17 protein-coding genes are annotated in these 16,358 nt (G+C 69.6%); 7 read left to right on the top strand and 10 right to left on the bottom strand.

The genetic code is table 11. The features are described from left to right. Positions 1-771: a hydroxyacylglutathione hydrolase gene (gene gloB / locus NNZ72_RS11980; protein ID WP_257315551.1), complete on the bottom strand. Its 771-nt coding sequence runs from the start codon at positions 769-771 to the stop codon at positions 1-3. An 84-nt stretch (positions 772-855) separates the two neighbouring features. Here gloB and NNZ72_RS11975 point away from each other — a divergent pair, with 84 nt between their 5' ends. Beyond that, positions 856-1,599, top strand: coding sequence for a class I SAM-dependent methyltransferase (locus NNZ72_RS11975; protein ID WP_257315550.1), 744 nt, complete (start codon positions 856-858; stop codon positions 1,597-1,599). Positions 1,600-1,657: 58 nt separating this feature from the next. Beyond that, on the top strand, positions 1,658-2,584 hold the full coding sequence (locus NNZ72_RS11970) for a prephenate/arogenate dehydrogenase family protein (protein ID WP_257315549.1): 927 nt from the start codon (positions 1,658-1,660) through the stop codon (positions 2,582-2,584). A 6-nt stretch (positions 2,585-2,590) separates the two neighbouring features. Here the strand turns inward: NNZ72_RS11970 and NNZ72_RS11965 are convergent, their stop codons facing one another. Further along, positions 2,591-3,598 (bottom strand): DUF2125 domain-containing protein, encoded by a 1,008-nt coding sequence (locus NNZ72_RS11965; RefSeq protein ID WP_257315548.1) that lies wholly within the window; start codon positions 3,596-3,598, stop codon positions 2,591-2,593. A gap of 87 nt (positions 3,599-3,685) precedes the next feature. Here NNZ72_RS11965 and NNZ72_RS11960 point away from each other — a divergent pair, with 87 nt between their 5' ends. After that, positions 3,686-4,234, top strand: a complete 549-nt coding sequence (locus tag NNZ72_RS11960; RefSeq protein ID WP_257315547.1) for a gamma-glutamylcyclotransferase — start codon at positions 3,686-3,688, stop codon at positions 4,232-4,234. Here the strand turns inward: NNZ72_RS11960 and NNZ72_RS11955 are convergent, their stop codons facing one another. The 4 genes from NNZ72_RS11955 to ftsE form a co-directional block, all read right to left on the bottom strand. Continuing rightward, on the bottom strand, positions 4,235-5,026 hold the full coding sequence (locus tag NNZ72_RS11955; protein WP_257315546.1) for a lysophospholipid acyltransferase family protein: 792 nt from the start codon (positions 5,024-5,026) through the stop codon (positions 4,235-4,237). 75 nt (positions 5,027-5,101) lie between these two features. After that, the gene (locus tag NNZ72_RS11950; RefSeq protein WP_257315545.1) at positions 5,102-5,818 is read right to left on the bottom strand and encodes a YdcF family protein; all 717 of its coding nucleotides are present in this window, start codon (positions 5,816-5,818) and stop codon (positions 5,102-5,104) included. A 70-nt stretch (positions 5,819-5,888) separates the two neighbouring features. After that, on the bottom strand, positions 5,889-6,884 hold the full coding sequence (locus NNZ72_RS11945) for a cell division protein FtsX (protein WP_257315544.1): 996 nt from the start codon (positions 6,882-6,884) through the stop codon (positions 5,889-5,891). Next, the gene (gene ftsE / locus NNZ72_RS11940; RefSeq protein WP_257315543.1) at positions 6,877-7,536 is read right to left on the bottom strand and encodes a cell division ATP-binding protein FtsE; all 660 of its coding nucleotides are present in this window, start codon (positions 7,534-7,536) and stop codon (positions 6,877-6,879) included. The genes NNZ72_RS11945 and ftsE overlap by 8 nt, the downstream gene beginning before the upstream one ends. Positions 7,537-7,686: 150 nt before the next feature. On the opposite strand from ftsE, the gene NNZ72_RS11935 reads away from it, so the two are divergent. The 3 genes from NNZ72_RS11935 (at position 7,687) to NNZ72_RS11925 (ending at position 9,379) form a co-directional block, all read left to right on the top strand. Beyond that, positions 7,687-8,328 (top strand): hypothetical protein, encoded by a 642-nt coding sequence (locus NNZ72_RS11935; protein ID WP_257315542.1) that lies wholly within the window; start codon positions 7,687-7,689, stop codon positions 8,326-8,328. 44 nt (positions 8,329-8,372) lie between these two features. After that, positions 8,373-8,918, top strand: coding sequence for a hypoxanthine phosphoribosyltransferase (gene hpt / locus NNZ72_RS11930; RefSeq protein ID WP_257315541.1), 546 nt, complete (start codon positions 8,373-8,375; stop codon positions 8,916-8,918). Positions 8,919-9,019: 101 nt separating this feature from the next. Continuing rightward, positions 9,020-9,379, top strand: a complete 360-nt coding sequence (locus tag NNZ72_RS11925; protein WP_257315540.1) for a response regulator — start codon at positions 9,020-9,022, stop codon at positions 9,377-9,379. Between the two features lie 433 nt (positions 9,380-9,812). Here NNZ72_RS11925 and NNZ72_RS11920 read toward each other — a convergent pair whose 3' ends face one another. From NNZ72_RS11920 to argH, 4 genes are all read right to left on the bottom strand, one after another. Next, positions 9,813-12,389 (bottom strand): TIGR02302 family protein, encoded by a 2,577-nt coding sequence (locus tag NNZ72_RS11920; protein ID WP_257315539.1) that lies wholly within the window; start codon positions 12,387-12,389, stop codon positions 9,813-9,815. 100 nt (positions 12,390-12,489) lie between these two features. After that, a complete protein-coding gene (lysA, locus tag NNZ72_RS11915) occupies positions 12,490-13,758 on the bottom strand; it encodes a diaminopimelate decarboxylase (protein WP_257315538.1) in 1,269 nt (422 codons plus the stop codon). A gap of 10 nt (positions 13,759-13,768) precedes the next feature. Beyond that, positions 13,769-13,954, bottom strand: coding sequence for an LPS translocon maturation chaperone LptM (lptM, locus tag NNZ72_RS11910; protein WP_257315537.1), 186 nt, complete (start codon positions 13,952-13,954; stop codon positions 13,769-13,771). A gap of 128 nt (positions 13,955-14,082) precedes the next feature. Next, positions 14,083-15,480: an argininosuccinate lyase gene (gene argH / locus NNZ72_RS11905; RefSeq protein ID WP_257315536.1), complete on the bottom strand. Its 1,398-nt coding sequence runs from the start codon at positions 15,478-15,480 to the stop codon at positions 14,083-14,085. A 24-nt stretch (positions 15,481-15,504) separates the two neighbouring features. On the opposite strand from argH, the gene tlpA reads away from it, so the two are divergent. Next, a complete protein-coding gene (gene tlpA, locus NNZ72_RS11900) occupies positions 15,505-16,173 on the top strand; it encodes a thiol:disulfide interchange protein TlpA (protein WP_257315535.1) in 669 nt (222 codons plus the stop codon). Positions 16,174-16,358: the final 185 nt, after the last annotated feature.

The raw sequence follows: 16,358 nt of genomic DNA, 5'->3' as shown, positions 1-16,358 counted from the left end.
TCAGAACCGGTCCTTGCGCGCCCGGATCTCGCCGAAGACCTCCGCATCGCCCGCCCCTTCCATGCCGAGATGGCGGCGGATCGCCGGGTCGCCGGCGCGCAGGAACGGGTTCGTCTCCTTCTCGACGCCGATCGTCGTCGGCGCGGTGAAGGCGCCGTCCGCCCTCAGCCGCTGGATCTCGGCCGCACGGCGGGCGAGCGCCGCATTGTCCGGGTCGACGGTGACGGCGAAGCGGGCGTTCGACAGCGTGTATTCGTGGCCGAAATAGACGCGCGTCTCGTCCGGCAGCCGGGCGAGCTTCGACAGCGACTGCCACATGTCGGCGGCCGTGCCCTCGAACAGCCGGCCGCAGCCGAGCGCGAACAGCGTGTCGGCGGCGAAGAGCAGCTTCTCCTCGGGCAGGTGATACGAGACGTGGCCCGCCGTATGGCCCGGCGTCGCGATCACCTCCACCCGCCGGCCGGCGAAATCGAACGCGTCGCCCCCGTCCACCGTCCGGTCGATGCCGGGAATGCGCGCGGCCTCCCGCGCCGGCCCGACGATCGTCGCGCCGAAACGCGCCTTCAGTGGCAGGTTCGCCTCGACGTGGTCGCCGTGGTGATGGGTCGTGAAGATATGGCTCAACGTCCAGCCGCGGCGGGCAAGCACATCGAGGATCGCCTTCTCCTCCGGCGCGTCGATGCTCGCCGTCAGCCCGGTCGCGGGATCGTGGACGAGCACGCCGAAATTGTCGCTGCGGCAGGAAAAAAGGTCTATGTCGAGCGGGGCCATGGCATCCATCCTTCGTCGAGCGGTCAGGGGGAATGTAAGCCAACCGGCCTTGAAGTCCACCGGCCCATCGCTCACATTCCCGCCATGCACACCGATATCGTCGACCTTCGGGAATTCTACCATTCGCGCCTCGGCCGCCTCGCCGGCCACTCCATCACGATGGCGCTCGTCTCGCTGTGGGCGCGCCTGCCGGAGGAGCGGCTGGTGGGCCTCGGCTATGCCGTACCCTATCTCGACCGTTTCCGCGCCGATACCGAGCGCACCTTCGCCTTCATGCCCGCCGGCCAGGGCGCGGTGAACTGGCCGCCCGGCGAGCTCTCCTCGACGGCGCTCGTCTTCGACGAGGAACTGCCGCTGCCGGACGCCTCGGTCGACCGCGTGCTGATGGTCCATTCGCTGGAATTCGCCGAGAACCCGCGCGAGACGATGAAGGAGCTCTGGCGCGTGCTCGCCCCCGGCGGCCGCCTCGTCATCGTCGTACCGAACCGGCGCGGCGTGTGGGCGCGCATGGAGCACACGCCCTTCGGCTCCGGCCGGCCCTATTCGCGCGGGCAGCTCACCGCGCTTTTGCGCGAGACGAACTTCACGCCCGGCGCGACGGCCGAGGCGCTGTTCTTCCCGCCCTCCAAGCTGCGCACTGTGCAGAAGCTGCGCGGCCTGTTCGAGCGGCTCGGCCGCAGCCTCTGGCCGATGTTCTCCGGCGTCATCGTCGTCGAGGCGCAGAAGCGGCTCTACCAGGGCCTGCCGGTCGCCGCCCGCGCCTCGCGCCGCGTCTTCGTGCCGGTGCTGGCGCCGCAGGGCGTGCCGACCACCCGCGAGAGCCTGTAGGCCTCGACAAATCGCGGCCCCGCCGTTAATTGCACGGAAAACGGGGGCTCGAAGGCACATGACGGACGTCCATTTCGACAGGATCGCGCTGATCGGCATCGGCCTGATCGGCTCCTCCATCGCCCGCGCCGTGAAGGCCAAGGGGCTGGCGGACAGGGTGACGGTGTCGAGCCGCAGCGAGGAGACGCTGGCGCGCGCCCGCGCGCTCGATCTCGGCACCGACTACGTGCAGGACGCCGGCAAGGCCGTCGCGGACGCCGACCTCGTCATCGTCTCGGTGCCGGTCGGCGCCTCCGGCAAGGTGGCCGAGGAGATCGCCCCGCACCTGAAGCCCGGCGCCATCGTCACCGACGTCGGCTCCACCAAGAGCTCGGTCGTGGCGCAGATGCTGCCGCACATGCCGAAGACCGTGCATTTCATCCCCGGGCACCCGATCGCCGGCACCGAGCATTCCGGCCCGGACGCGGGCTTCGCCGAGCTGTTCCAGGGCCGCTGGTGCATCCTCACCCCCGTCCACGGCACCGACAAGGAGGCCAAGCGCAAGCTCGCCGCATTCTGGCGCGCGCTCGGCTCGAACGTCGACGAGATGGACGCCGAGCACCACGACAAGGTGCTCGCCATCGTCTCGCACCTGCCGCACATCATCGCCTACAACATCGTCGGCACGGCGGACGACCTGGAGACGGTGACGGAATCGGAGGTCATCAAGTATTCCGCCTCCGGCTTCCGCGACTTCACGCGCCTCGCCGCCTCCGACCCGACCATGTGGCGCGACGTCTGCCTGCACAACAAGGACGCGATCCTGGAGATGCTCGCGCGCTTCTCCGAGGACCTCGCCTATCTGCAGCGGGCGATCCGCTGGGGCGACGGCGAGAAGCTGTTCGACCTCTTCACCCGCACCCGCGCCATCCGCCGCTCGATCATCGACGCCGGCCAGGACACGGCCGCCCCCAACTTCGGCCGCCCTGTCGGCGAGGACGGCTGAGGCCCGTCAAATCGGTGGTACGAAGGCGATGGGGAAGGGCCCGAGATAGACGGTGCCGTCGCGGAGGTTGAGCTTCACCACCGCCCGCTCCCTGCCGCCCGAAAGCCCGAGGATCGCCTGGGCGATGCGCCGCGCCGTCTCCTCCACTTCCGGGAAGGCCTCGACGACGCGGTCGCGCCAGGCCGAGACGCCCTCGATGTCGAGATCGAGCGTGCCGGACAGGAAACCGTCCTCGCCGATCGTCAGCGGGCCGGAGAGCGCGGCCCGGCGGCCGCCGCCGAGATCGAGCGAGAGCCGGCGCAGCTCCAGCTTCACGCCGTAGGGCGCGTCCTCGGGCGGGCCCTCCGCCGAGATCCAGCGGGCGGCGTCGGCGATCGTCATGTCGACCGCGGCGTCGAGCGGCGGCAGCACGCGGCCGCCGACGTCGAGCGCCAGCCCCGCGGCCGATCCGGCCGCGTCCAGCGCCTCGCCCGACCGGCGCAGATGCGCCTCGCCATGCGCGGCCGAGACGCCGAGCGACAGGCCGGCCGAGGGCGCGTTGAGGCGCCCCTTCAGCCCGTCATAGGCGAGCGAGCCGCGGTCGAGCCCGTCGGTCCAGGCGACGGCGCTCGCGCGCATCAGCGACCAGTCGGCGACGAAGACGCGGTCGGGCGTTACCCGCACCTGCGCCGGCCCGTCGAGCTCGAGGACCGCATGGCCCGGCCGGTAGACCTGCGCGGCCGAACGCAGCGCGCCGAAGGTCGCCGACAGGCCGGAGGGCCGGTCGTCCACGCCGACCGTGTCGCAGAAGACGCCGATGCGGAAGGGGAAGCCGCGCACCGAGAGGTCGCCGCAGGAGAGCGAGACCATCTGTTCGCGCGAGGCATCCAGCCGGCCGGCGAGCCGGTCCCTCAGCCAGCCCGCCGCATAGAACCAGCCGCCGGAATAGAGCGCGACGGTAAGGACGACGGCGGCCGCGAGCCAGGCGAGCTTGCGCGTGGTGCCCGACGTCGCGGCGCGGCTTGACGATGCCATGCTGTTCTCCCAATTGTGAGGCGGATGATTTGTCCGCGAGCGCGACAAAGGCCGGCAATTGCGGCGGCTTTTGGGGAATGGGTCCGGATGACGGTGGATATGAACGATTTCTGGGTCTTTGGCTACGGGTCGCTGATGTGGAACCCGGGCTTCGAATACGAGGAGCGGCAGGCGGCCCATCTCTACGGCTTCCGCCGCTCTCTCTGCGTGCGCTCCTGGGTCCATCGCGGCACGGAGGAGCGGCCCGGCCTCGTGCTCGGGCTCGACCGGGGCGGCTCCTGCCGCGGCATGGCCTTCCGCGTCGCCCCCGACCGCTGGGAGGCCGTGGTCGATTACCTGCGCGAGCGCGAGCTGGTGACGCATGTCTACCTGGAGCGCACGCTGCCGGCGACGCTCGGCGACGGCCGCCGGGTCGCCGCACTCGCCTACATCATCGACCGCGCCCATCACCAGTATGCCGGCGCGCTGACGATCGAGGAGGCGGCATCGGCCGTGGGCTCCGCCGTCGGCCGGGCCGGGCCGAACATCGACTATGTCAGGAACACCCTGCTTCACCTGCGCGAGATGGGCATCCGCGACCATTGGCTGGAGGACGTCGGCCGCGCCGCCGAGGCGCTCGCCCCGGCTGCGCGCTGATCAGGCGGCGCGCGCCTTCAGCTCGGCGAGCCGGGCCGCGGCGGAGAATGGCAGCGGCAGGTTCGGGTTCGCCTCCGCCGTCTCGACGAGCAGCCGGTCGCTCGCCGTCTCCATGACGTCGATCAGGTGGGCGAGGAAGGCGTCCGGCTCCATGCCCGGCGCGATCGGCGGCAGCACGCGCACCTTGAAGTGGCCGGGATAGCGGATGAACTTGCGCCGCGGCCAGAACAGGCCCGGATGCATGACGATCGGCACCACCGGCACGCCGAGATCGCGGTAGAGCCGGGCGATGCCGTATTTGTATTCGGGCGCCGCCCCCGGCGGCCGGCGCGTGCCTTCCGGGTAGATGATGAGCTGGCGGCCGGCGCGCATCTCCGCCTTGGCGCGCTCCATGACGGCGGCCATGGCCTTGCCGCGGGCGCTGCGGTCGACCGGCACCATGCGCTGCTTCCTGAGATACCAGCCGAACAGCGGGATCCACATGAGCTCGCGCTTGAGGATGTAGAACGGGTCGTCCATCCACGGCAGCAGCCCGTAGGTGTCCCAGAAGGACTGGTGCTTCGGTGCGAAGATGTAGCCGGTGCCCTTCGGCACGTTCTCCAGGCCCTCGATCTCGAAGGTCGTGCCGACCACCTTGGCGAAGAGCCAGTGGCAGGACCGCGCCCAGGTCTTGGCGATCCCGTAGGCCTTCTTGCGCGGCAGCAGGAAATAGGCCGGCGTCATGACGATCATCTGCGCGATGAGGTTCAGGTAGAAGAGGGTGTTGAAGAGGACGGAACGCAGAATGATCATTCGGGCAGCCTGTGAGCGGAACGCGTCGTGCTGCCCTACACGATATTGGCAGACGGGGAAACTCCCCGCACGGCATCAGCCGCCGGCGACCCCCATCATGTCGCCGCGAAGCCCGGTGGAGGTGCGCGCGCCGGCGACGGCACGCAGCCGCGCCACGCTGTACTTGATGTATTCCGAAAGCAGCGCGCGCAGGATGCCGGGCTGGCGCAGCCAGTTGCCGTTCCTGAGGTCCGTGTTGACGACGGGATAGGCGACGAATTCCGTCCGCCGGTCGCTGAGCTTCAGCTCCAGCAGGCTCCGCGGCATGTGGTAGTTGTTCGTCACCACCAGCACGCGGCGGAAGCCGTGGTCGCTGATCCAGCGCGCCGTCTCGTTGGCGTTGCCGATCGTGTCCATCGCGTCGTAGCCCATGTCGACGCAGCACTCGAACAATGCGGACGAGCTCTGCGTCAGCCGCCGGATCTGGTTGCCGCTGGTCGCCGGGTTGACGCCGGAGATGAGGAGCCGCCCGCCCGCCCCGCTTTCGAGCAGCCCGATCGCGTGGTCGATGCGCTGGTAGCCGCCGGTGAGCACGACGATGGCGTCCGCCTTGGGATCGGCCGGCACTTCCAGCCCGGCCACCGTCTCGGCGAAATAGAGGAAGCCCGCCACGCCGGCGGCGGCGACGAGGAACAGGCAGAGGAGAACGACGCGCACGGCGATGCGCAGCGGGCCGCGGCGGCGTCCGCCCCGTCCGCCCTCGGCCCGGGCGCCCTGCGGCAACCCCGGCTTCACCCGTTCCAGCGCATTCATGTCTTCGTCCATAATCCGAGATTGCGGCAACCGATAGTCCGGTTTGCGGCAACCCTCCGCCGACGTCGCGTCATGAGTCGGGCAACTGGTCGGTGCGCGACGGATCGGAACGGATGAGGTCGATCTCGTAGATCGTCCGCATCACCGTGAACCGGGCCGTGAGCGTGGTGAGCAGCGCGATGACGACCATCGTCGCGGCGATGCCGAGATAGCCGGTGAGCCCCATCGAGAAGGTGCCGAACAGCGCCGTCGCCTGGTCGCTCTCGGGCGTGGCGATCGACCGGCCCTGCCAGAAGCCGGCGACGGCGAAGCAGAGTGCCGCGAGGAAGCCGCCGGCGAACGAGCCCTTGAGGCTGATCTTCAGGAAATGCTTCTGGAACTCGGAGGCGACGAAGCCCGCCTCCGCCCCGACGAAATGCAGGACCTCGACGATGTGCCGGTTGCCGGAGAGAGCGCCGCGCGTCGCGAAGACCACCGTCAGCACCATGGCCGAGAAGACGAGCACGAGCACGCCCGTGCCGATCAGCGCCGTGGTGCGCGCCATGGCGACGAGCCGGTCGACCCAGGTGCGGTGGTCGTCGAGGAAGGCCTGCGGGATCTTTCCGGCGAGCGCCTGCCGCATGGCGGCGAAATCCGGCGGGTTCTGCTCGTCGATGGTGACGATGACGAGGCGCGGCACCGGCAGCTCGTCGAGGTTCAGCCCCTCGCCGAGCCAGGGCTCGAGGAGGCGGGCCGTCGCCGCCCGGTCGACGATCGTGCCGTCGCGCGTGCCGGCGAAGGTGAGCGCGAGGTCGCGCGCGTCCTTCAGCGCCTGCTCCATGTCGAGCGCGTCGTCCGGCTTGATCTGGATGGTGACCTCGCGGGAGATCTGGCTCTGCCAGCTCGCCGCCGTCGCCCGCACCATCGAGACGGCGCCGAAGGTGAGGCAGGCGAGGAAGGCCATGATGGCGATGACGAGCATCAGCGCGTTGCCCGACACGTTCGACGGCGGCACGATGGGCGCGGTCGGCCGCACCCGCATTTCCGGCCGCCGCGGGCCCTGGGCTTTCGGCTCCCCCTCAGTCATAGATGTCGAGCCGCCCGTCGGAGAGGATCATGCGTCGCGCCTCCACCTGGTCCATCAGCGACAGGTCGTGGGTGGCGATGACGACGGCCGTGCCGAGCCGGTTGAGCTCCAGGAAGAGGCTGAGCAGCCGCCGCGCCATCGGCGGATCGACATTGCCGGTCGGCTCGTCGGCGAGCAGCAGCTCCGGCCTGTCGATGAGCGCGCGCGCGATCGCCGCGCGCTGCTTCTCGCCGCCCGACAGCACCGGCGGCAGCACGTTGATGCGCTCGCCGAGGCCCACCCATTTCAAGAGCTCCAGCACGTCGGCGCGATAGGAAGCCTCGTCCTTGCCGCGCACGCGCAAAGGCAGCGCCACGTTCTCGTAGGTCGTCAGGTGATCGAGCAGCCGGAAATCCTGGAAGACGATGCCGATCCGCCTGCGCAGCATCGGCAGCTCGTCGCGCGGGATGGCCGAGATCTCGCGGTCGAAGGTGCGGATGATGCCGCGCGTCGGCTGCAGCGACAGGAAGAGCAGACGCAGCAGCGTCGTCTTGCCCGCCCCGGACGGTCCCGTCAGGAACTGGAAGGAGCGGTGCGGAATATCGAAGGTGAGGTCGCGGAGGATCTCCGGCCCCATCCCGTAGCGCAATCCGACGTTCTCGAAGTGGATCAATGGTCAACCCGGTTGTGAAACGGCGGCGCGAGGGCCTCCCGGTTTCCGAAGCATTAACCACTATGGTTTACGTTTCGTAAGGATTTCATTCAATGCCCCACTTTTCGCGGTCGGCTTTTGCGAAAAGGGGACCCGAGCGTGGAGTTTGCGATGACCGCTTCCAGGGCGAGGGCCGAGCCCCGCATCGACCTCCTGCCGCCGGAGCCGAAGGCCCCCGGCCGGAACGCCGCCCGCACCGCGGCGCGGCGCGACGTGGTCGATGCCCATTTCGTGGTGATCTCCCGGCGCGCGGCGACCTCCAACGACAACCGCCGCCTGCGGACGGCGGCCGGGACCGCGCCGCGGCTGGCCGCGACCCTGCGGCTCCTCGCCGCGGCCGCCCGGCTCGGCGAGCGCGGCCTGCAGCGCCTGCCCGCCCGCGCCTTCGCCGGTCTGGTCGCCGCCCTCTGCGTCTTCGTCTTCGCCTATGCGGGCGGCCTCGGCGCGCTGAGGGCCGCCCTTCCCGCGGGCCAGCCGGCCGCGCCGCTTGCCGTCGGCGACCTTTCCGTCCGGCTGGAGGACAGGAACGGCATGCGCGTGCTGGCGATCCACGGCCGGCTCGACAATGTCAGCGGCGTGGTGCAGGCGGCAAGCCCGCTCGACGTGACGATCGAGACCGCCGGCAGGGCCTTGCAGCGCCGCGTCACCGTCGCCGCGCGGGTCCTGGCGCCGGGCGAAGGCGACCGCTTCGCGCTGCGCATCCCGCATGCCGGCGGCAAACTCCCGAAAGTCTCGGTTTCCGTCGCCGATTGACTGTGCTAAGCGGCTTGCCTGTCCAACGAAGGAGTTTTCCGGCGATGCAGGTTGTCCGCGGAAAGAAGATCGAGACCCTCTACGGCCCGGAAGAGATCGCCCGGCGCAATGCGGAGCTCGCCGCCGAGATCATGAAGGGGCCGACGCACGACCTGCTCGTCATCGCCGTGCTCAAGGGGTCGTTCATCTTCGCCGCCGACCTCATCCGCGCCATGCACAATGCCGGCATCGCCCCGGAGGTCGAGTTCATCACGCTGTCGAGCTACGGCACCGGCACGGTCTCGCAGGGCGTGAAGATCATCAAGGACATCGACAGCGACGTCACCGGCCGCGACATTCTCCTCATCGACGACATCCTCGAATCCGGCCGCACGCTGAGCTTCGCCAAGGAGCTGATGTACGAGCGCGGCGCCCGCAACGTGACGGTGGCCGTGCTGCTCGACAAGCACGAGAAGCGCAAGACGGACCTCAAGGCCGATTATGTCGGCTTCACGTGTCCGGACTATTTCGTCGTCGGCTACGGCATGGACGTCGCCTATGCCTTCCGCGAGCTGCCCTATGTCGGCATCGTGACCGGCGACGCCGACTGAACCCTCGAAGAAATCCTCATCGCCCGTTTACCGATCGACAAGGAAACTCTGGTCTTGTCGTGTGGCAATGCGGCCGGATGGACGGCCGGAAAGGGGGATTGATGGCGAAGATCCTGATCACCGAGGACGAGGATTCGCTGCGCGTCTTCGTCGCGCGGGCCCTGCGGCTCGACGGCCACGAGACGGTGGAGGCGGCGGACGGCGCGGCCGGCCTCGACGCGCTCGCCGGAGGCGGCTTCGACCTCCTGCTCTCCGACATCCGCATGCCGGTGATGGACGGCATCGAGCTCGCCCACAAGGCCGCCGCCGCCCATCCCGCGCTGAAGATCCTGCTGATGACCGGCTATGCCGACCAGCGCGAGCGCGCCGACGACCTCTCGGCGAAGATCGTCGACGTGGTGGAAAAGCCCTTCAGCCTGCCCGACATCAGGCTCGCGGTGGCGCAGGCGCTCGCCGCCTAAAAACAATTCCGTCTGGATCAGGGTCCGCCTTTTACCCCTTCTCCCCGCGGGGAGAGGCCACGGTAGCGGGATGAGGGGAACGCCGAAGGCGAGATTGCGGTACGTTCCACCCCCTCATCCGGCCCTTCGGGCCACCTTCTCCCCGCGGGGAGAAGGGGAAGCTGCGACGCCGCATCCCGATCGATCACCGGATGCCGAGCAGCCGCTCCAGATAGTCCCGCTCGAAGCCGGAGAAGCGCCCGTACCGAGCCTGCGGCGGACTGGATCAGAGTCCGCCTTTTACCCCTTCCCCCCTGCGGGGAGAGGTCGCGGCAGCGGGATGAGGGGGACGCCGAAGGCGAGATTGCGGTACGTTCCACCCCCTCATCCGGCCCTTCGGGCCACCTTCTCCCCGCGGGGAGAAGGGGAAGCTGCGACGCCGCATCCCGATCGATCACCGGATGCCGAGCAGCCGCTCCAGATAATCCCGCTCGAAGCCGGGGGACGCGCCCGTGCCGAGCCTGCGGCGGATCTCCTCCAGGATCTCCCGCGCGCGCTGGATGTCGATCTCCTCCGGCACCTTGGTCGGCCCGCCGAAATCGGGACCCTGGCTGTCGGCCTGCCGCTCGCGGCCGAGCGGATCGCGGCCGTTGCGGCCCGCCTGCGGCAGGCCCTGGCCTTCGCCCTGGCCCTCGCCCATCATCGCCTGCATCTGGCTCATCATGGTCTGCGCGCCCTTGCGCAGCGCCTCCAGCGCCCGGCCCTGGCTGCCGACGGCGGGTTCGCCCTGGCCCTCGCCCAGCGATTCGGAGGCGCCCTCCATCTCGCGGCCGGCCTCGGCGAAGCCCTCGCCCGGCTCCATCCCCATGCCCTTCAGGCCCTTCTGCAGCTCGCCGAGCATCTCGCCCAGCGCATCCTGCTGCGCCTTCAAGTCCTTCAGCGCCTGGCGGAGCTGCTCCTCGGTCATCTGGTCGGGCGAGGGCTTGCCCTCGCCGCGGTCGCCCGGCTGCATCTCGCCGTTCTCCTCCGGCGACGGGCCGGCGCCGAGCATGCGGTCGCGCAGGGCCTGGTCGAGCCGGAAGGTCTCCTCCATCAGTTGCTGCTGGCGCTGCATCAGCTGGCCGAGCCGGTCCATCTCCCGGCGCATCGCGTCGTTCTGCGGTCCCTGCTGCTGCGGCCGGCCGGCCTGCAGGTTGTTCATCATCCGCTGTAGCTCGGAAAGAAGCTGCTGCGCCTGGTCGCGCGCGCCGGAGCGGGCGAGGTTCTCGATCTGGTCGAGCATGCGCTGCAGGTCCTGCTGGCGCAGCACCTGGCCGCGCTGCTGCATGGCGTTGTCGCGCATCTCGCCGTTCTTCGCGGCCTGGCGGGCGAGCTCCTCCATATAGGCCTGCATTGCGTCGCGCAGCTCCTGCATCAGCTTGGCGATCTCCTCGTCGGAGGCGTTCCGCTCCAGCGCCTCCGCGAGCGCCTTCTGCGCGTCGCGCAGGCGCCGGTCGGCGAGCGACAGGTTGCCGTCCTCGATGCCGAGCGCGATCTCCCAGAGATAGTCCGCCGTCTCGCGCATCTGGTCCTCAGTACGCGACAGGCGCATGCGGGCGGCGGCCGATTCGATGAGGAGATAGTGCGTGAGGTTGGGGATGGTCTCCTCGGGCCGGATCGTCAGCGCCTCGGCGAGCGCGATCGCCTCGGGCATGCGCCGCGCGTCGAGCGCGAAGACCTGCCGCTGCTCGGCCACGGCGGCGGCGAGCGGCTCGGTGAAGGTGCGCGCCGGCAGCACCATCTCGACCGGCTGGCTGCGCCCCTCCTGCCCGGCCGCGTCCCTGGCGACGAGCGTGATCCTCACGCGCTTGCCGGCGAGCGGATGTTCGGAAAGGTTGCGGCTCGCCGTGCCCTTGGCCTCGCGGGCGCTGCGGCGCGGCAGGTCGAGCCGGTATTCGGGCAGCGGATAGAGGGGCCTGGCGTCCGGCGCCTCGTCCACCGGCACGATCTCCGCATGCGCCTCCTGCAGCCCGTAGTCGTCCTTGGCGACGAAGCCGATCTCGAGTGCGGCGGCCACCGTCCGGCGCGGGGTCCCGTCGAAGGCGATCTCCGGCACGCGGTCGGGGATGACCGAGAAGGTCCATTGCCGGCCGGCGATGTCGAGCGTGCCGTCTTTCAGGATCGTGTAGCGCATCGTCTCCGCGCCCTTGACGGCCGCGGCGGGCGCCTTGCCCGCCTCCGCCGTCCCGGCCTCGGGCCTCAGCGCCGTCACCGTCTCCTCGCCCGCCGCCCGGTAGAGCACCGCCTCCGTGCCGCTGCCGCCGGTCACGCGCACGGTGAGCTCGCTGAACTGCGGGATACGCACCTCGGCCTTCTCCGCCGCCTCGCTGCCGGTGAGGAACACGGGGGCGCGCGCCGTATGCGCCGGCGGCGTCACCCAGGCGTCGATGCGCACGTCCGGCGCCGCCTCGGCCGGCGCGCGGAAGGCCGCGACGTCGGCGATCAGGCCGCCGCGGTTGGAATAGGAGAAGGCGAAGGCGACCGCCAGCAGCAGCAGCGGCACGGCGCGCAGCGCATGGCGGTCGTGGCGGGCGATGTCCGGCTGCGGCGTGCCGACGTCGAGCCGGCCGATGAGCCGCGCCATGCGCGCCTGATGCTCGCGCCAGAGCGCATCGGAGAAGGCGTCCCCGCCGGCCGGCCGGTCCTCCTGCAGGCGGATCGCCTGGTGCGCGAGCCCGTTGCGCCGCTCCAGCATCCGCCAGGCGCTGTCGGTGCTCGGCCAGCCGATGCCGGCAAGGCGCAGCGCAAGGCCGACGGAGGCGAGGCCGAAGACGGCGAGCGTGGCGATGTGCAGCCAGGCCGGCACGTGGCGGAAATAGCCGAACCAGACGAGCGCGAGGAAGACGGCGACGACCGAGAGAAGCGGCAGCAGCCGCGGCGCCAGCGCCTCCAGGTAGAGGATCGTCTGCGCGGCGACACGCTTTGCGGCAAGCCGGCGGGCGACCGGCGTGGCCGCCGCCCCGTCGCCGGGCTTTTCCCTGTCAGTCGCCATCGTTCGCCGCTTTCCGTTGCTGGTCTTTCCCGCGCAAGATAGCACTCTTTGTGGCGAAGACGAGGGCAGGCGCGAAATCGTGATCGTGCCGCCGGCGGCGTCAGGCGAGCCAGTCCGGCAGCGAATCGAGGCCGATCAGGTCCTCGTAGGTCGGCCGCGGGCGCACGACGTGGAACGCGTCCCCCTTCACCAGCACCTCCGGCACCAGCAGGCGGCTGTTGTAGGTGCCGGCCTGCACCGCGCCGTAGGCCCCCGCCGAGCCGACCGCGATGAGATCGCCCGGCTTCGGCATCGCCATCTCGCGGTCGAGCGCCAGGTAGTCGCCGGTCTCGCAGACCGGGCCGACCACGTCGGCGCGGATGCGCGGGGCGCTGGCGGCGGAGATCACCACCGGCTGGATCTCGTGCCAGGCCTCGTAGAGCGTCGGCCGCACGAGGTCGTTCATCGCCGCGTCGACGATGACGAAGGTCTTCTCGCCGCCGTCCTTCACGTAGATCACCTCGGTGACGAGGATGCCGGCATTGCCGACGATCAGCCGCCCCGGCTCCGTGACGATCTTGCAGCCGAGCCCCTTCAGCTGGTTCTTGACGATCTCCGCATAGGCGTCCGGCAAGGGCGGCGGCGAATTGTCGGTGCGGTAGGGGATGCCGAGGCCGCCGCCGACGTCGACGTGGTCGATGACGTGCCCGTCGGCGCGCAGCGTCTCCACCAGCTCGCTGAGCAGCCGGAAGGCGTCGTCGAAGGGCTGCAGGTCGGTGATCTGGCTGCCGATATGCATGTCGATGCCCGTCACCTTGATCCCCGGCAGGCCGGCGGCGCGGGCATAGACGGCGCGGGCGCGCTCGAAGGTGATGCCGAACTTGTTCTCCTTCTTGCCCGTCGAGATCTTCGCATGGGTGCGCGCGTCGACGTCGGGATTGATGCGGAAGGAGACGTGCGCCGTCTTCCCCGCCTTCACGGCGCGCGCGTTCAGCACCTCCAGCTCCGGCTCCGATTCGACGTTGAAGCAGTAGATGCCGGCCTCCAGCGCGAGGTCCATCTCGCGCGGCGTCTTGCCGACGCCGGAGAACATGATGCGCGCGGCGGGGACGCCGGCGGCGAGCGCCCGACGCAATTCCCCTTCCGAGACCACGTCGATGCCGGCGCCGAGCCTCGCCAGCGTCTTCAGCACCGCCTGGTTGGAATTCGCCTTCATCGCATAGCAGACCATGATGTCGGCCCCCGCGAAGGCATCGACCATGACCTTGTAGTGGCGCTCCAGCGTCGCGGTCGAGTAGCAGTAGAACGGCGTTCCGACGGCCCTGGCGATCTCGGGAACCGGCACGTCCTCGGCATGAAGGATGCCGTCGCGATATTCGAAATGGTTCACGGGGTCTGCCTCAGAGAAGGGGATCGAGGACGAAGGGGGTGTCCTCGACCTGTTCGACTTGCTTGCCGTTGACGGTCTTCACGACGGGCTTGCCGCCGCCCGGCAGGTCGAGGTCGCCCTTGCGGCCGCAGCCGGAAAGAACCGCCGCGGAAAGGCAGAGCACGAGCGCCAGCCTGCCGATGTCGATGCGTGTCATGAAACCTTCCCTGCCTGCGGCCGATGACGGGAGGACTCTTCCTTGGAGTGTCTCCACGCAATCCCGCTCAAGCACTTTTGCTGGAATTGCTATAGCGAATTCGCCCCGCCTTGTGCACCCCGATTCCGTCACAGCCGCTCGCGCCACCAGGCGATCTGCCTGCGCACGCCGGACGGCGCCGTGCCGCCGAAGGAGGTGCGGCTCGCGACCGACGCCTCGACGGTCAGCACGCCGTAGACCCTGTCGGTGATCGCCGGGTTGACCGCCTGGAGATCGGCGAGCGGCAGCTCGGAAAGCTCGCATCCGCGTTCCTCGGCAAGCGCGACCGCGCGGCCGGTGACGTGGTGGGCGTCGCGGAAGGGCAGGCCCGCCTCGCGCACCAGCCAGTCGGCGAGGTCCGTCGCCGTCGAATAGCCGGAGCCGGCGGCGGCCTTCATGCGGTCGGCGCGCACGGTGAGGTCGCGCACCATGCCGGTCATCGCGGCGATCGCCAGTTCCAGGCTCTCGGCGGCGTCGAAGACCTGCTCCTTGTCCTCCTGCATGTCCTTGGAATAGGCGAGCGGCAGGCCCTTCATGACGGTGAGCAGCGCGATCAGCGCGCCGTTGATGCGGCCCGTCTTGGCGCGCACCAGCTCGGCGGCGTCCGGGTTCTTCTTCTGCGGCATGATCGAGGAGCCGGTGGAGAAGGCGTCCGACAGCCGGATGAAGCCGAACTGCGGCGTCGACCAGATGACGATCTCCTCCGCCAGCCGCGACAGGTGCGTGGCGGCGATCGCGGCAATCGACAGGAATTCGAGCGCGAAGTCGCGGTCGGAGACCGTGTCGATGGAATTGCGGGTCGGCTCGCGGAAGCCGAGCGCCTGCGCCGTCATGTGCCGGTCGATCGGAAAGCCGGTGCCGGCGAGCGCCGCCGCGCCGATCGGGCATTCGTCGAGGCGGGCGATGGCGTCGCGCACCCGCGAGCGGTCGCGGCCGAACATCTCGACATAGGCCATGCAATGGTGGCCGAAGGTGACGGGCTGGGCGGTCTGGAGATGCGTGAAGCCGGGCATGACGGTGTCGGCATGTTCTTCCGCGCGGTCGAGGAAGGCCGAGATCAGCCCTGTCAGCGCCTTTTCGGTCCGGCCCATCTCCTCCTTCACCCAGAGGCGGAAGTCGAGCGCCACCTGGTCGTTGCGCGAGCGGGCGGTGTGCAGCCGGCCGGCGGCCGGGCCGATCAGCGCCGCGAGCCGCGCCTCGACATTCATGTGGATGTCCTCCAGCCGGCGCGAGAATTCGAACCGGCCGCTTTCGATCTCCGCGAGGATCGTGTCGAGGCCTGCGACGATCTGGTCCTTGTCTTCCGCCGAAATGATGCCCTGATGGGCGAGCATGGCGGCGTGCGCCTTTGAGCCGCGGATGTCTTGCGCATATAGTTTCTTGTCGAAGCCGATGGAGGCATTTATCTCCTCCATGATCGCATCCGGGCCCGAGGCGAAGCGGCCGCCCCACATCTGGTTCGAGGATTTGGAGTTTCCGTCAGCCATGGCATGCCCATCCTGGAGAGTGAAATGACAGTGAGGAAGACGCTCGGCCTGCCGTCGATGAAATGGATCGCCATCGCCGGCCTTGCCGGACTTCTCGCCGGTGCCGCAGCGATATACGTGAAGGAAAGCGGGTCTGGCAATGCCGTCGCCGACGCCGGCGCCTGCAAGGACGCCGCCGCGAAGGCCGCCGCGCTCACCCCCTTCTCGAAGGGCCAGGTCGCCGCCATGCGCACGGTGGACGAGCACCGCACGCTGCCGGCGCTCGCCTTCAAGGGCCCCGCGGGCGAGGCGAGGACGATGGCAGACTTTTCCGGCAAGACGGTGCTCCTGAACCTATGGGCCACCTGGTGCGTGCCCTGCCGCGAGGAGATGCCGGCGCTGAACGCGCTGGAGAAGGACATGGGCGGCGAGCGCTTCGAGGTCGTCGCCGTCAACATCGACACGGGCGACGACGAGAAGCCCAAGGCCTTCCTTTCGGAAACCGGCGTCGACGCGCTCGCCTATTACCGCGACGCCTCGATGGGCGTGTTCAACACGCTGAAGAAGGAGGGGCTGGCCTTCGGCCTGCCGGTGACGCTCCTGATGGACGAGAAGGGCTGCCTGGTCTCCGCCATGAACGGCCCCGCCGCCTGGGACAGCGAGGACGCCAAGGCGCTGATCGGCGCGGCGCTCGCGACGCCGCCGGAGGGTTGAGAGGCTGCCCCTCATCCGGCCTGCCGGCCACCTTCTCCCCGCAAGCGGGGAGAAGGAGATATGCCGTGCCGTTTTTCCCGATCCTCAAAGCTTGCGTAGGGCACGTCCCCTCTCCCCGCTTGCGGGGAGAGCGACTGTCTTAGCCGTCAAGCGTTTTGCCATGGTTTTCCGTCTCGGATGATTGC

It is taken from the genome of Shinella pollutisoli (assembly GCF_024609765.1).
GTDB classification, from domain to species: Bacteria; Pseudomonadota; Alphaproteobacteria; order Rhizobiales; family Rhizobiaceae; genus Shinella; species Shinella pollutisoli.
This window is presented reverse-complemented; position numbering and strand designations above follow the sequence as displayed.

What these genes read in the sequence shown, in the direction of transcription:
- gloB (WP_257315551.1), bottom strand. Translation starts at nt 771, where the DNA reads ATGGCCCCGCTCGACATAGACCTTTTTTCCTGCCGCAGCGACAATTTC.
- NNZ72_RS11975 (WP_257315550.1), top strand. Translation starts at nt 856, where the DNA reads ATGCACACCGATATCGTCGACCTTCGGGAATTCTACCATTCGCGCCTC.
- NNZ72_RS11970 (WP_257315549.1), top strand. Translation starts at nt 1,658, where the DNA reads ATGACGGACGTCCATTTCGACAGGATCGCGCTGATCGGCATCGGCCTG.
- NNZ72_RS11965 (WP_257315548.1), bottom strand. Translation starts at nt 3,598, where the DNA reads ATGGCATCGTCAAGCCGCGCCGCGACGTCGGGCACCACGCGCAAGCTC.
- NNZ72_RS11960 (WP_257315547.1), top strand. Translation starts at nt 3,686, where the DNA reads ATGACGGTGGATATGAACGATTTCTGGGTCTTTGGCTACGGGTCGCTG.
- NNZ72_RS11955 (WP_257315546.1), bottom strand. Translation starts at nt 5,026, where the DNA reads ATGATCATTCTGCGTTCCGTCCTCTTCAACACCCTCTTCTACCTGAAC.
- NNZ72_RS11950 (WP_257315545.1), bottom strand. Translation starts at nt 5,818, where the DNA reads ATGAATGCGCTGGAACGGGTGAAGCCGGGGTTGCCGCAGGGCGCCCGG.
- NNZ72_RS11945 (WP_257315544.1), bottom strand. Translation starts at nt 6,884, where the DNA reads ATGACTGAGGGGGAGCCGAAAGCCCAGGGCCCGCGGCGGCCGGAAATG.
- NNZ72_RS11935 (WP_257315542.1), top strand. Translation starts at nt 7,687, where the DNA reads ATGACCGCTTCCAGGGCGAGGGCCGAGCCCCGCATCGACCTCCTGCCG.
- hpt (WP_257315541.1), top strand. Translation starts at nt 8,373, where the DNA reads ATGCAGGTTGTCCGCGGAAAGAAGATCGAGACCCTCTACGGCCCGGAA.
- NNZ72_RS11925 (WP_257315540.1), top strand. Translation starts at nt 9,020, where the DNA reads ATGGCGAAGATCCTGATCACCGAGGACGAGGATTCGCTGCGCGTCTTC.
- NNZ72_RS11920 (WP_257315539.1), bottom strand. Translation starts at nt 12,389, where the DNA reads ATGGCGACTGACAGGGAAAAGCCCGGCGACGGGGCGGCGGCCACGCCG.
- lptM (WP_257315537.1), bottom strand. Translation starts at nt 13,954, where the DNA reads ATGACACGCATCGACATCGGCAGGCTGGCGCTCGTGCTCTGCCTTTCC.
- argH (WP_257315536.1), bottom strand. Translation starts at nt 15,480, where the DNA reads ATGGCTGACGGAAACTCCAAATCCTCGAACCAGATGTGGGGCGGCCGC.
- tlpA (WP_257315535.1), top strand. Translation starts at nt 15,505, where the DNA reads ATGACAGTGAGGAAGACGCTCGGCCTGCCGTCGATGAAATGGATCGCC.